This window comes from Bradyrhizobium sp., assembly GCF_049586575.1.
GTDB lineage: Bacteria > Pseudomonadota > Alphaproteobacteria > Rhizobiales > Xanthobacteraceae > Bradyrhizobium.
The window spans coordinates 1-13172 of the sequence record NZ_JBAVCF010000367.1 but is presented as its reverse complement, the minus strand read 5'-3'; the positions used below and the strand labels follow the sequence as shown (position 1 = coordinate 13172).

General features: G+C 61.8%; 13 protein-coding genes and 1 pseudogene. 3 read left to right on the top strand and 11 right to left on the bottom strand.

The genetic code is table 11. The features are described from left to right. Positions 1 to 12 precede the first annotated feature (12 nt). Positions 13 to 624: a CinA family protein gene (locus tag WB528_RS14240; protein ID WP_423889053.1), complete on the top strand. Its 612-nt coding sequence runs from the start codon at positions 13 to 15 to the stop codon at positions 622 to 624. Between the two features lie 30 nt (positions 625 to 654). Here WB528_RS14240 and WB528_RS14235 read toward each other — a convergent pair whose 3' ends face one another. The 10 genes from WB528_RS14235 to lipA all read right to left on the bottom strand — a co-directional run bounded on the left by WB528_RS14235 (position 655) and on the right by lipA (position 10651). Then, positions 655 to 930, bottom strand: coding sequence for an SRPBCC domain-containing protein (locus WB528_RS14235; protein ID WP_423889052.1), 276 nt, complete (start codon positions 928 to 930; stop codon positions 655 to 657). A gap of 15 nt (positions 931 to 945) precedes the next feature. After that, on the bottom strand, positions 946 to 1782 hold the full coding sequence (locus WB528_RS14230; protein WP_423889051.1) for an XdhC family protein: 837 nt from the start codon (positions 1780 to 1782) through the stop codon (positions 946 to 948). A 1-nt stretch (position 1783) separates the two neighbouring features. Then, a complete protein-coding gene (locus WB528_RS14225; protein WP_423889050.1) occupies positions 1784 to 2995 on the bottom strand; it encodes a vWA domain-containing protein in 1212 nt (403 codons plus the stop codon). Beyond that, on the bottom strand, positions 2992 to 3864 hold the full coding sequence (locus WB528_RS14220) for an AAA family ATPase (RefSeq protein ID WP_423889049.1): 873 nt from the start codon (positions 3862 to 3864) through the stop codon (positions 2992 to 2994). The genes WB528_RS14225 and WB528_RS14220 overlap by 4 nt, the downstream gene beginning before the upstream one ends. Then, positions 3864 to 6287 (bottom strand): aerobic carbon-monoxide dehydrogenase large subunit, encoded by a 2424-nt coding sequence (locus tag WB528_RS14215; protein WP_423889048.1) that lies wholly within the window; start codon positions 6285 to 6287, stop codon positions 3864 to 3866. Before WB528_RS14215 ends, WB528_RS14220 begins: the two co-directional genes overlap by 1 nt. Beyond that, positions 6284 to 6784: a (2Fe-2S)-binding protein gene (locus WB528_RS14210; protein WP_423889047.1), complete on the bottom strand. Its 501-nt coding sequence runs from the start codon at positions 6782 to 6784 to the stop codon at positions 6284 to 6286. The genes WB528_RS14215 and WB528_RS14210 overlap by 4 nt, the downstream gene beginning before the upstream one ends. A 13-nt stretch (positions 6785 to 6797) precedes the next feature. Continuing rightward, the gene (locus WB528_RS14205; RefSeq protein WP_423889046.1) at positions 6798 to 7661 is read right to left on the bottom strand and encodes an FAD binding domain-containing protein; all 864 of its coding nucleotides are present in this window, start codon (positions 7659 to 7661) and stop codon (positions 6798 to 6800) included. 176 nt (positions 7662 to 7837) lie between these two features. Then, the gene (locus WB528_RS14200) at positions 7838 to 9022 is read right to left on the bottom strand and encodes an MHYT domain-containing protein (protein ID WP_423889068.1); all 1185 of its coding nucleotides are present in this window, start codon (positions 9020 to 9022) and stop codon (positions 7838 to 7840) included. A 206-nt stretch (positions 9023 to 9228) separates the two neighbouring features. Beyond that, positions 9229 to 9687: a type II toxin-antitoxin system RatA family toxin gene (locus WB528_RS14195; RefSeq protein WP_423889045.1), complete on the bottom strand. Its 459-nt coding sequence runs from the start codon at positions 9685 to 9687 to the stop codon at positions 9229 to 9231. Positions 9688 to 9691: 4 nt separating this feature from the next. Next, on the bottom strand, positions 9692 to 10651 hold the full coding sequence (gene lipA / locus WB528_RS14190) for a lipoyl synthase (protein WP_423889044.1): 960 nt from the start codon (positions 10649 to 10651) through the stop codon (positions 9692 to 9694). A gap of 96 nt (positions 10652 to 10747) precedes the next feature. Here lipA and WB528_RS14185 point away from each other — a divergent pair, with 96 nt between their 5' ends. After that, complete coding sequence (locus WB528_RS14185) at positions 10748 to 11350, top strand: DNA-3-methyladenine glycosylase (RefSeq protein ID WP_423889043.1); 603 nt, start codon at positions 10748 to 10750, stop codon at positions 11348 to 11350. A 25-nt stretch (positions 11351 to 11375) separates the two neighbouring features. On the opposite strand, the gene WB528_RS14180 is transcribed toward WB528_RS14185, so the two are convergent. After that, positions 11376 to 12854, bottom strand: a complete 1479-nt coding sequence (locus WB528_RS14180; RefSeq protein ID WP_423889042.1) for a GH1 family beta-glucosidase — start codon at positions 12852 to 12854, stop codon at positions 11376 to 11378. A 131-nt stretch (positions 12855 to 12985) separates the two neighbouring features. On the opposite strand from WB528_RS14180, the pseudogene WB528_RS14175 reads away from it, so the two are divergent. Next, a pseudogene (locus WB528_RS14175) lies at positions 12986 to 13172 on the top strand (beta-(1-6) glucans synthase); the annotation flags it as partial.

Below are 13172 nucleotides of genomic sequence, written 5' to 3'. Positions count from 1 at the left end.
GAAACGCGGCAGATGGCTAGCGAACGTCAAACCGGTTCAAGCAGCGCCCTCGCCCGCTCACTGCTCGATCTGTGCCGCAGCCGCAAGCTGACGATCGCCACCGCGGAATCCTGCACGGGCGGCCTCGTCGCGGGCGCGTTGACCGACATCCCCGGTTCTTCTGACGTCATCGACCGCGGCTTTGTGACCTACTCCAACGACGCCAAGCGCGCGATGCTGGGCGTCGAAGCCGACACACTTGCGACTTTTGGGGCCGTCAGCAAGGAAACCGCCACGCAAATGGCGGTCGGCGCGCTGGAACGGACCGGCGTCGATCTGGCGGTCTCGATTACGGGAATCGCCGGTCCTGGCGGCGCTGTGCGCGGCAAGCCGGTCGGCCTCGTACACTTCGCGGTGGCCGCGCGCGACGGGCGCATCTCGCATCGCGAGTGCCGCTTCGGCGCAATCGGCCGCAGCGCGGTGCGGCAACGCTCCGTTGTCGAGGCGCTGCGCATGTTGATGGAGATGGCCCGCGGGCCGAAAGCGGTGAAGCCAAAACGCGCTGCCGTCAGCCGCGTTCGCCCGCGCGTGGCACGAAGTCCACGTCGGCATGCGGTGAAGAGGCGACGACCGCCGCGGGGCTAGTCTTCGTATCCGGCCCTTCCTCGCTTAACTTCACCGCCACACTGCCTTTCGCAAACCCGGCAATCCCCCGTTTCCCCCGCCAGAGATGAGATAGCTGCTTGGAGGGTCAAAGTCGGACAGCGTCAGCTTGCCTCCGAAAGTTGCTTTCACGGGTCCGACCTTGATCACGACGGTTGCTGTCATCTCGTTCGACGCCGACATCTCCAGGGACTGGCAACCGGGAATGCAACGCCTGAGGACGTCGGGATTGTTCAAGGCGTCCCACACTCTTTGTTTCGAAGCCGAAATGCGTTGGCTCTCATTCATTTGCATATTGTTGTTTTAACTCCTTGAACCAAAATTCGTATCGCGTTGCCCTCGCCGCCGCTCGACGGTTATTTCGGCGAGAATGGACATGGCAATTTCCTCAGGCGTGATGGCTCCGAGGTCGAGCCCAGCCGGCGCTTTGACACGGTCGATCGCGGCGGGATCGAGCCCGGTCACGATCAGCTTGTCGCGCAACGCGGCCATCTTGCGCTTGCTGCCGACAAAGGCGTGGTAGGTCGCCTCGATCGCAAGCGCCTGCTTTAGCGCAGCCTCATCGCCTTTGCCTTGGGTCGATACGACCACGAAGCGGCGAGCATTGTTGAGATAGCGAAGCTCGAAGCCGTCGATGACGACATCTGCATCCGGGGTCGTCGTCAGGTCGGCCGCAGGCACCGCCAGCGCCACGTGATAGCCGAGCTGACGCGCCTGCGCGGCCAACGACAGCGCAACCGGGCTAGCCCCGAGAATGACAAGCGATGGGTGCGGCAAAACCGGCTCCACAAAAATATCCATGGTGCCCTTGCTCGGGCACATGTTCGAGGCGAAGCGCACGCCCTCCCGTGTCTCGCCGGGCTTGACGCCGAGCTCGGCCAGCAGCTTTTCCGGCTGAACCGAGACCATGCGCGGCTCACCGTCGGCGAGCGCCTCGCGCGCCGCCTTTAGCACCGCGCCTTTGGCGCAGCCGCCGCCGATCCACCCCGCAACGATGGTGCCATCGGGCCGAATGATGGCTTTCGCGCCGGCCTTGGCCGCGGTCACCGATACGGTGCGCACCACCGTCGCCAGCACGAAGACCTCCTCAGCGGCCTTCATCTGCGCGACCAGATCCATCACCTCGACATGCGCGCCCATCTCAAAGCCTCCCGAGATAGGGCTCAAGCGCGGTCAAGCTCTGCAACGTATTCGCGCTCGCATAGAGATCGATATATGGCAGCGCCGCCTTGATGCCGCGCGCCTCGGGCGTGTAACCCTGCCATCCCATCATCGGATTGAGCCAGACAATGCGGCGGCAGCGGCGGCCGAGCGCCGCCATCTCGCGGCCGAGCAACGCGACATCGCCTGTCTCATAGCCGTCGGAAACAATCATCACGCAGGTGCGCGAATGGATCACGCGCGAGGCATGCCAGCGATTGAAGGTTTGCAGACTCTCGCCGATTCGCGTTCCTCCGCCGGCGCCCTGGGCCATGATCGAGAGACGATCGAGTGCGCGGCCAGCATCTCTTTCCTTCATGGCGTCCGAGACGTGAGCCAGCCTCGTGTGGAACAGGAACGCTTCGGCTTCGCGAAATTCGTCGAGCACGCCGTGAATGAAGCGCAGAAAGATGCCGGTATACATGCTCATCGAACCGGAAGCGTCGAGCAACACCACGAGCCGCAAGGGCTTCTGCTTGCGCTGCCGGTGGACGAGGTTGATCGGCACGCCGCCATGGCTGATATTGCCATGAATGGTACGGCGCAGATCGATCCGATAACCGCGCCGCCGCGCCAGATCGCGCCGTGTCAGGCGCGTACGCATCGCACGGGCCAATCGCGCCGCGGCAAGATGCGCCTGCTTGATCTGCTCGGAATCGGCCAGGTTGCGAAAATCGGTTTCGGCGATATTCTCCGCACGTGAAGCGCCCTCCATTTGTCCCTCGCCTGAACGATCATTGTCAGCGCCCTCGGTGGAAGGGATTTGATCGGTCGCCGTATTGCCGTCGGCACGGGGTTCGGCGGAGGTGCTCGGCAGGTTTTTCAGCGAAGGATTGTTCGCCGTCTTCGCAGCGCCGGTAGTGACCGAACGCGACCGCGCCCGCTTCCCGAGCCAGAAGGCATCGAAAATGCCGTCGAACTTCTCCCAGTCAGATTTTCGCGCAGAGAACAGATGTTTGAAGGCCGTTCGGAGCAGGCCCGGCCGCGCCGCATAACCGGCGGCCATCAGGGCGGCAGCATCCCGGCCTTCGGCAAGACCAACGGCAAAGCCACTGTCACGCAAGGTCCGCAGGAACGCCGCAAGCTTGCTTGAGACCAGGCGGGACAGTTCGTTGATGTCTTCTATGTCGGGAGACACGCCGCAACAACTCATGCGACCCTCCCCAACAGACGTTCGCTGACCTCGCGCGTCACCCGCGCCCGATCCTCCTGCGTCTTGAGCAGGCACATCAGCGTCTCGTGCACGGTCTCTGGCGCATCATGCAGATCCTTGACGTCGAGCCCGACCAGCGCCGCCGCCCAGTCCAGTGTCTCTGCGACACCCGGCACCTTTCGCAGCTCTTCCTTGCGGATGCCCTCGACCATCCGCGCGATCTGCAGCGACAGCGAAGCGCCAGCGCCATCGATGCGCGCCATGATGATGCGCGCCTCACGCTCGGCGTCGGGATAGTCGACATAGTGGTAGAGACAACGGCGGCGCAAGGCATCCGACAGCTCCCGCGTGCCGTTCGACGTCAGGACGACATGAGGAATCGACGTAGCCCTGATCGTGCCGAGTTCCGGAATCGATATCTGGAAGTCCGAAAGCAGCTCCAGCAGAAATGCCTCGAACTCGTCATCGGCGCGGTCGACCTCGTCGATCAGCAGCACGGGCGGCTTGTCGCGGCGGATCGCCGCGAGCAGCGGCCGTTCCAGAAGATATTTCTCCGAAAAGATTCGGTCCTCTACCGCATCCGCGTCGGCACCATGATGCGCCTGGATCGAGAGCAATTGGCGCTGGTAATTCCACTCATAAAGCGCCGCCGACTGGTCGAGCCCTTCATAGCATTGCAGGCGGATCAATTCGGTGCCGTGCACCGTGGCAAGCGCCTTGGCAACCTCGGTCTTGCCGACACCCGCCTCACCTTCCAGTAAAAGCGGACGCCGCAACAACTGCATCAACGAGATCGCCGTCGCCAGTTCGCCATCGGCGACGTAGCCTGCCGCGCCAAGCGCTTGGGCGATCTCGTCACGCGTCTTCATCAGGCAGCCAGCACCCCGAGGTTCTTGGCGGCCACCCAGTTGCGCCAGTAGTCATGCGGCATCTGGATGTGCGTCGAGCCCAGGAACGAGAATGCGTCGTTGACCGCATTGGAGAACGCCGGCACGCCGCCGACATTCGGGCTCTCGCCGACGCCCTTGGCGCCGATCGGATGATGCGGCGACGGCGTCACGGTGAAGTCGGTCTCCCAGTGAGGCGTCTCCACGGCCGTGGGCATGAAGAAATCCATGAACGAGCCGGTGACCACGTTGCCCTCGGGGTCGTAACGAATCTCCTGGCCCATCGCGATGGCAAAGGCCTCGGTCAGTCCGCCATGCACCTGGCCCTCGATGATCATCGGGTTGATGCGGGTGCCGCAATCGTCGAGCGCATAGAAGCGCCTGATCTTGTAGACCCCGGTATCGACGTCGATGTTCATGACGCAGATATAGGCGCCGAACGGATAGGTCATGTTGGGCGGATCGTAATAACTCACCGCCTCCAGGCCGGGCTCCATCCCGGGTGGCACCGAATTATAGGCCGCCCAGCAGATGTCCTTCATCGACATCGTCTTCTCGGGCAGGCCTTTGACGCGAAAACCGTCGATGTCCCATTCGAGATCGTCCTCGTGGACCTCGAGCTTATAGGCGGCGATCATCTGCGCCTTGGCCTTGATCTTGCGTGCGGCCATGGCGATCGCGGCGCCCGCCACCGGCGTCGAGCGTGAACCGTAGGTGCCGAGCCCGTAGGGCGCGGTATCGGTATTGCCTTCCTCGACCATGATGTTGTCGGCGGGCAGGCCAATCTCGGTTGCGATGATCTGCGCCCAGGTGGTCTCGTGACCCTGGCCGGTGCTTTTCGAGCCGACCCGGGCAATACCCGCGCCGGTGGGATGCAGCCTGATCTCACAGGAATCGAACATCGCAATTCCCAGAATGTCGCAATTCTTCGAGGGACCGGCGCCGACGATTTCGGTGAAGAAGGAAACGCCGAGGCCCATGATCTCGCGGGTCTCGCCGCGCTTGAAGGCCGCGCGCATTGCCGCCTGCTCGCTGCGCAAACCGGCATAGTTGACCGTATCCATCATCTTGCGCATGGCGGTGTGGTAATCGCCGGAATCGTATTCCCAACCTAACGCCGAGTGATATGGAAACTGCTCCTTCCTGATGAAGTTCTTCAGCCGCAGTTCGGCCGGATCCATCCCGAGTTTCTGGGCCAGGATGTCCATGCCGCGCTCAATGCAGTAAGCGGCCTCGGTAACGCGGAACGAGCAACGATAGGCGACGCCGCCCGGCGCCTTGTTGGTGTAGATGCCGTCCACCGACAGATGCGCGGTCGGGAAATCGTAGGAGCCGGTGACGATGTTGAAAAAGCCCGCGGGCCATTTCGACGGATCGGCGCAGGCGTCGAACGCGCCGTGATCGGCGAGCACGTGAACGCGAAGACCGGTGACCTTGCCCTCTTTGGTCGCGGCGATTTCGGTCGTCATGTGGTAATCGCGCGCAAAGGACGTCGCGGTCAGGTTCTCGATGCGGTCCTCGACCCATTTGACGGGTTTTCCGGTAACGATCGAAGCCACCGCGGCACAGATATAGCCGGGATAGGCGCCGACCTTGTTGCCGAAACCGCCGCCGACGTCGGGTGAAATCACGTGGATCTTCTGTTCCGGCAATTTTGCGATCAGCGCCACCACGGTACGGATCACATGCGGCGCCTGGAAAGTGCCCCAGATCGTCAGCTCGCCCTTGATCTTGTCGAATGAGCAGACGCACTGGCAGGTTTCCAGCGGTGACGGATGGGTGCGGTGATAGGAGATCATTTCCTTGACCGTGACCTCCGCCTTGCGGAATGCGGCGTCGGTCAGGTCCTTGTCGCCGACGGTCCATTCGAAGATATGGTTATGGTGCTTGCGCGGCCCGTGCGCGCCGGATGTCTTGCCGGCGAGATCCTCGCGAAGCACCGGTGCGTCTTTGTCCATCGCCTTGAACGGATCGATCACCACCGGCAGCGGCTCGTATTCGACCACCACCTTGTTGATGCCGTCGTCGGCGGCATAGCGGTCGGCGGCGACCACAAACGCGACCTCCTGATTCTGGAACAGCACCTTGCCGTCGGCCAAAACCATCTGTACGTCGCCGGCCAAGGTCGGCATCCAGGCGAGGTTGACAGTCTTCAGCGTCTCGGCGGTGATGACGGCCAGCACACCCGGCACCTTCAGCGCCTCTTCGCTGTTGATCGACTTCACCCGCGCATGGGCATGCGGCGATCTGACAAAGTCGCCGTGCAGCATGCCCGGAAGTTTGACGTCGTCGACGTAATTGCCCTTGCCTTGCGTGAAGCGGACATCCTCGACGCGCTTGCGCTTGCAGCCCATGCCTTCGAGGGCGGCGGTACGTTGTTCCCGCGTGGGAGTCAGGTCGTTCATTCCGCGGCCTCCTTGAATTCAACGCCATTGATCTTGTCGGCGGCGTACTGGATTGACCTCACGATGTTCTGGTAGCCGGTACAGCGGCAGATGTTGCCCGAGATGCCCATCCGGATTTCTTCTTCCGATGGCCGTGGGTTCTCCTGGAGCAGTCGCTGTGCGCGCACGATCATGCCGGAAGTACAGAAGCCGCATTGCAACCCGTGCATCATGCGAAAACCTTCCTGCAAGGCCGACAGCGTGCCGTCGGCATTCGCCACGCCCTCGATGGTGATGATTTCGGAGCCTTGGGCCTGGACCGCGAACATGGTGCAGCTCTTTACCGACATGCCGTCGAGATCGATGGTGCAGGCGCCACAATGGGTGGTCTCGCAGCCAATATGGGTGCCGGTGAGCGAGAGGTTTTCGCGCAGGAAATGCACCAGCAGCGTGCGCGGTTCGACGAGGCCTTCGACCTCGGCGCCGTTCACTTTCATGGTTACGTGGGTCTTTGCCATTGTTCCCTCTCCCTCATTTCGTGAGCGAAGCGGCGCGTTGCAGCGCCCGCGCCACCATGATGCCACCGACATGCTTGCGATATTCGACCGGCCCGCGGGCATCCGCAGCAGGCGACATGATCGCCTCCGCGGCCGCCGCGGCTTTCTTCAGCGTCGCCGCATCAAGGCTCGTTCCGATCACCGTTTTGGCGGCGTCGGTCGCGAACAACGGCGTTTCGTGCAGATTAGTCAGGCCGATCGCGCAAGAAGCGACCTTGCCGCTCGCCATCGTGAGCACCACTGCGGCTGCGGCCGTCGCGTAGTCACCGACCTTTCGCTTCAGTTTCTCGTAAGCATAGCCATGGCCGGCCGGAGGGACAGGCACGGAGACCGCGGTCAGGAGTTCGCCCGGCTCGATCGCCGTGAAATACGCGCCCTGATAATAGTCGGCCGCCGCAACCTCGCGGCTGCCGCCTGGTCCTTCGAGGCGATAGCTCGCGCCCAGCGTCAGCATCAATGCCGGCATGTCGTTGCCGGGATCGCCGTTGGCGACATTGCCGCCGACCGTGCCACGGTAGCGCACCTGCGGATCAGCGATCAGTAGTGCGGCCTCATGAAGGACGGGGATGGACTTCGCGATCTCCCCGGAGGCCAGCAGTTCGTGTTGCGTGGTCATGGCGCCGATGACGATCTTGTCGCCGTCGCGGACAATGCCCTTCAGTCCGGATATGCCATGTAAATCAACTAAATGCTCGGGCGTCGCCAGCCGGAGCTTCATCATCGGGACCAGGCTATGGCCGCCGGCGAGTGGGCGCGCATCGTCGCCCAGGGTCGATAGCAATTTCACCGCATCGGCGACCGTGGCAGGCCGGTGATAGCTGAACGGACCAGGGATCATCGTCTCCTCCATCTCGTCCTGTATTGCCCTTACGGGGCCTGCGGACGTTGGGGGAATGCTGTCGCCGGGGTGGATTACCCCGCAACAGGAGCGACACGGAAGCCGAAAATTCGCACGAAATGCGGCCTGCGCGCACGAAATGCGTCAGGGTCCGCGCCCTAATTTGTCCCCAGAGCTCATACCGTCCGGTGGGCGAGCCCGAGCCGGACCTTCACTTCAGCGATTTTGGCGCGGCTGACCGGAACCCGATGCGGCGATTGGCCGTCCAGTTCAACGATCGCGCCATCGCCCTCCTTGCGGACAAAGGTCACATGGGAAAGCGCAACGATATGGCTACGGTGCACCCGAAGAAACAGGCTGGGATCGAGGTGCGCCTCGGCTTCCGAGATCGACCACGGGCACATCCGCTCCCGGATCCCGTCATGGATCTTGGTATAATGTGCGTCGGCCCGGACGCTTCGTACCTCGGTGGTGTCGATAAAATGTGTGCCGTCAGCGCCTTCGACCGGCAGTCGGGGCGCGGGCGCGGCGTGCGGAGGCTGGCCGACGCCGCCAAGCGGCACGGGCCGCAACCTCGGGGCAGTCGGAACCACGCCAGCCTCAGCGACCGGCGTGTCGGTCATTTCCTTGACGCCGGCCGAAGCCGTTCTCCGCGAGTCCGGCACCAGCGACAGCAGAAACCCGGCCGCGATCACGAAGCAGAGGAGCGCAACGACCAGTGACAGGGTCTGCGGCGACGCCACCAGACCCTCCATATGGTGGTGGCCGCCCGCAGCAGGCGGGGCAACTTTCATGCCCGCCATCGCGGTGTAGTGCATGCCCGATACGGCAACGCCAAACGCGATCGCGCTCAGCAGCAGCTGCAAACCACCCTGTCGCGCCAGGAATACCCGCAACCCGCCATAGGCCGCCGCAATCGCGATCACAACCGAGAGCGCGACCATTCCGGTCAGGTGGGTCATCGCAAAGTTACCGGCGAGACCATACATACCGACATAGTGCATGCTGACGATGCCGAGTCCCAGCAATGCGGCCGACGAGGCCACACGCAGCATCGAGGGCGATCCGATACTGACAAAGAACAGCGATATTCCGACGACGAGCGCGCACATCAGAAATGACACGATCGTCGGGAGCACCAGGTAAACAGAATCGGCCGGCAAAGGCGCCGCCAACATGCCGACAAAATGCATCGTCCAGATACCGACGGACAGAAAGAAGGTTGCACCTGCGAGCAGCAGACGATGACTGGCATTCGACGTGCCGCGAATACGCGCAGCAAGGCCGAAGCCAGTATAACCTCCCAGAATCGCGATCACCACCGAGAGCGCGACGAGATAGGGATCGTGTCCTTCGAACATGATCTTCTCGGCCATCTGTCTCCACGGATGACCTCCTCCCGGCGCCAGCTTATACGGCCGCTCGCAGGAATGACAACCACTGGCAGTTTCAACTCGGCCAAATACGAATGGCCTGATCCGGGTTTGGCCTGGATGGACAGGCATAGGCGAGCCGAAGCGACGCCGTTCTTCGAACGGCTATGCCCGGTCATGACGAACTGAGAAAATCACCTCGCTTTGCCATACACCACGTCCGCCCGCTTCTCGAAGGCCGCCGAAAATCGCGCGAAAGCAGCATCGAACATCGCGCCCATCAGCAGAGCGAGCATCCGGCTCTTGAATTCGTAGGCGATGAAAAAGCCGACATCGCAGGCCTTTTCGCCCTTTGGCTCGAACGTCCAGCGATTTTCGAGATTGGAGAACGGACCGCGCAAATAGCGCACCGTAATCTTCAGATTGGGACGGTCGAGCGCCACCTCGCTGGTAAAGGACTCCTTCACGAGCTTGAACGAGACCGTCATGTCGGCCACGATCACCTCGATGCCATCATCCCCTGGCGTCCGTTGCCGGATTCTCAACGATTGGCACAGCGGGACGAATTCAGGATAGCGCTCGACGTCGGCGACCAGATCGAACATCTCGGATGCGCTGTGAGGCACCCGGCGTTTGTTGGAAAAGCTCGGCATTGCCTTATCGCGTAATGGCTGCGCGCGCCACCTGCAACTTCGCAAAATCTTCGCCGGCGTGGTGGGATGAGCGGGTCAGCGGGCTCGCCGATACCATCAGGAATCCCTTGGTATAGGCGACCTTCTCATAACCGGCGAACTCATCCGGCGTCACATAACGCATCACGGCGTGATGCTTTCGCGTCGGCTGCAAATATTGGCCGACGGTAAGAAAATCCACCTCCGCCGAGCGAAGATCATCCATCACCTGCAATATCTCGTGGCGCTCCTCGCCGAGGCCGACCATGATGCCCGATTTGGTGAAGATGGCTGGATCGATTTCCTTCACCCGTTGCAGCAGTCGGATCGAATGGAAATAGCGCGCGCCCGGCCGAACGCTGAGATATTGCGACGGCACCGTTTCCAGATTGTGGTTGAACACATCGGGTTTCGCCGCGACCACGACCTCAAGCGCCCCGTCCTTGCGCAGGAAGTCGGGCGTGAGGATTTCGATGGTTGTCTCCGGGCAGCGCGCGCGAATGGCGCGGATGGTGTCTGCGAAATGCTGGGCACCGCCGTCGGCGAGATCGTCGCGGTCCACGGAAGTGACCACGACGTGCTTCAGCCCAAGCTTGAAAGTGGCTTCGGCGACGTATTGCGGCTCGGCGGGATCCAGCGCCCCCGGCATTCCCGTCTTGACGTTGCAGAACGCACACGCCCGGGTGCAGGTGTCGCCCATGATCATGAAGGTGGCGTGTTTCTTGTCCCAGCACTCGCCGATGTTAGGGCAGCCTGCCTCCTCGCAGACCGTGACAAGGCCGTTTTCCTTGACGATGTTGCGGGTGTCGGCATAGCCGCGCGTGGTCGGCGCGCGGACGCGGATCCAGTCCGGTTTCGGCGGCGACAGCGCGTCCGGGCGGTTCACCTTTTCGGGGTGGCGCGGGCGAACCGGCGTGGCGGAAACGGTATCGACGATAACGACCATAAGGGAATCCGAGCTTACGTCTTATCTAGCTAATCCGGTGGACCAAGAACCGCAACCGCTCGCTTTGGCCGATGCGGTCTCCTAGCATGCCGTCCCATGGCCCAAAATCCCGTTAGAAGCAGCCCAAAACTCGGTAAACCGCTTCGGAAAGCCTTCTTTAACCGCAATGTTCTCGAGGTCGCACCGGCGCTGATCGGCACAACACTGCTGGTCGATGGCGTCGGCGGCATCATCGTCGAAGTCGAGGCCTATCACCACACCGAGCCGGCGGCACATTCCTACCGCGGGCCGACGCCACGGAACGCCGTGATGTTCGGACCGGCCGGCTTTGCCTATGTCTACCGCTCCTACGGCATCCACTGGTGCGTCAATTTCGTTTGCGAAAAAGCCGGCTCGGCGAGCGCAGTCCTTATCCGCGCTCTGGAACCGACCCATGGCATCCCGGCGATGCGGCGCCGGCGTGGCCTCCACGACGAACGATTGTTGTGCTCGGGTCCCGGCAAGCTGACGGAAGCACTCGGTATCACTCACGCCCATAATGGATTGGCGCTCGACGTTCCCCCGATAGCGCTCTACGCGCGCACCGCCAATCCCAACATCGTCGCGGGCGTGCGGATCGGCCTTACAAAGGCGGTCGAGTTGCCCTGGCGATACGGACTGAAGGGCTCCATATTTCTCTCGAAGCCCTTTGTCGAATAGAGATTGTGACCGCCGCACGAGCGGATCACACTACCGCATTCCGCTTGATCACCTCGCGATAGAACGAGGCGGAAAGCTTTGGCGTGCGCCGCTGCGTTTGGAAGTCGACGCGGTACAGCCCGAAGCGCTTTTCGTAGCCGTCTCCCCATTCGAAATTATCCATCAGGCTCCAGACGAAATATCCCCGCACCGGCACGCCTTCCGAGGTTGCGCGGTTCAACTGCGCCAGATAGCTGCGCAGATACATGATGCGATCGACATCGTAGATCTTGCCGTCCGGGCTCACCTGGTCCGCCGCGGACGTTCCATTCTCGGTGATATAGATCGATTTCACATTCCAGAGTTTCGCGACATAACGCGGCGCCCAATACATCGCCTCGGGGCCGATCCTGAGCCAGTTCGAATCCATATGCGGAAACGTTGCCGCGAACGGCAGCAAGGCAAAGTCGTTGCCATTCTCGCCGGCCACGACGTAATGATGGGGCACATATATGTTGAGCCCGACAAAATCGATCGGCGATGAAATCGCCTTGAGGTCTTCCGGCGTGAACTTCGGAGCATTGGCGCCGGCATAAGCCAAAAATCCGTCAGTGTATTTTCCTTCCAGTATCGCGGTCAGGTAGCCGGCGTTGAGTTCGCGCGTGGCGATTTCCGCCGCACGGACGTTGGCCGGTGTCTCGATTGCCGGAATGCAAACCTCGATATTTTCGGCTGGGCCGACCTTCGTCCCGCTTCGCCCATTCGCCCGGACTGCCTGCACCGCAAGACCATGACCCAGCGCCACGTGATGGCGGACCTGGTTTATTTCCTTTTGGGGCAAGGTAAGGCCCGGCGCATCGATACCCATGCCGAAGCCGGCCTGCACAAGCCTCGCGCATTCATTGATGGTGAAGATGGACTTCACACGATCGCTGATATGCCGGGCGACATATCCGGCATAATCCGCAAAGGCCTGCGACGTGTCGCGCGACCTCCAGCCGCCGTAACGATCCTGAAGCGCCTGCGGCAGGTCCCAATGATACAGCGTCGCAAACGGTTCAATGCCGTTGGCCAATAACTCGTCCAGAAGCCGGTTGTAGAAATCCAGGCCCTTTGGATTTGGCGTTCCCGTTCCTTCCGGAAACACGCGAGGCCAGGCGATCGAAAAACGATACGCCTTGGCTCCGAGCTCCTTGATGAGCTGAACGTCTTCTTTGTAGCGATGGTAATGATCGTTCGCGACGTCAGCGGTGCTCTGGTCGACTATCTTGCCCTTGACGTGAACGAAACGATCCCAGATCGACGGGCCGCGACCGTCTTCATTGACAGCGCCCTCGATTTGATAGGCTGATGTCGCTGTCCCCCATAGAAAGTGGGGCGGGAACGTGGCAAGGCGACTCTTCGAACGTTCGATCGCTGCACTAGAGGTGCTCCTGGCGGCTTTCGCGGATTCGGTCGAAATTCCAAGAGCTGACCAGACTGCCAATTTTGCAAACCGTCGCCGGGAGAGTCCGTTGAAAAACATCACGTCACTTGTTGTTGAACGGGACGGCCTTTATTGGTGAGGACAATTTGCTATCACGATCTGGTGTGGCATTCGACCCCGCCAGCCGACCGCGCTGACGGCCGGACCATAATCGACAAGCTTTCCGGAGGATAGAACCAATTGCCGTTCGCGCGCCGCTGGCGCTTCTCCTCATCTCTCTGACGATCATTGCCTCGGTCTGGTGGTGGCTCGCCGACCCGGCCACGCTGGCGCGCGCACCGATCGATGCGGCGAACAAGCTGGAATGCGTGTCCTATGCGCCGTTCCGGGATGACCAGACGCCGTTGAACCCTTTGG

Excerpts from the sequence above, each read along its gene's own strand:
- WB528_RS14230 (WP_423889051.1), bottom strand. The coding sequence starts at position 1,782 with ATGGGCGCGCATGTCGAGGTGATGGATCTGGTCGCGCAGATGAAGGCC.
- WB528_RS14180 (WP_423889042.1), bottom strand. The coding sequence starts at position 12,854 with ATGTTTTTCAACGGACTCTCCCGGCGACGGTTTGCAAAATTGGCAGTC.
- WB528_RS14210 (WP_423889047.1), bottom strand. The coding sequence starts at position 6,784 with ATGGCAAAGACCCACGTAACCATGAAAGTGAACGGCGCCGAGGTCGAA.
- WB528_RS14195 (WP_423889045.1), bottom strand. The coding sequence starts at position 9,687 with ATGCCGAGCTTTTCCAACAAACGCCGGGTGCCTCACAGCGCATCCGAG.
- lipA (WP_423889044.1), bottom strand. The coding sequence starts at position 10,651 with ATGGTCGTTATCGTCGATACCGTTTCCGCCACGCCGGTTCGCCCGCGC.
- WB528_RS14205 (WP_423889046.1), bottom strand. The coding sequence starts at position 7,661 with ATGATCCCTGGTCCGTTCAGCTATCACCGGCCTGCCACGGTCGCCGAT.
- WB528_RS14185 (WP_423889043.1), top strand. The coding sequence starts at position 10,748 with ATGGCCCAAAATCCCGTTAGAAGCAGCCCAAAACTCGGTAAACCGCTT.
- WB528_RS14215 (WP_423889048.1), bottom strand. The coding sequence starts at position 6,287 with ATGAACGACCTGACTCCCACGCGGGAACAACGTACCGCCGCCCTCGAA.
- WB528_RS14200 (WP_423889068.1), bottom strand. The coding sequence starts at position 9,022 with ATGTTCGAAGGACACGATCCCTATCTCGTCGCGCTCTCGGTGGTGATC.
- WB528_RS14240 (WP_423889053.1), top strand. The coding sequence starts at position 13 with ATGGCTAGCGAACGTCAAACCGGTTCAAGCAGCGCCCTCGCCCGCTCA.
- WB528_RS14220 (WP_423889049.1), bottom strand. The coding sequence starts at position 3,864 with ATGAAGACGCGTGACGAGATCGCCCAAGCGCTTGGCGCGGCAGGCTAC.
- WB528_RS14235 (WP_423889052.1), bottom strand. The coding sequence starts at position 930 with ATGAATGAGAGCCAACGCATTTCGGCTTCGAAACAAAGAGTGTGGGAC.
- WB528_RS14225 (WP_423889050.1), bottom strand. The coding sequence starts at position 2,995 with ATGAGTTGTTGCGGCGTGTCTCCCGACATAGAAGACATCAACGAACTG.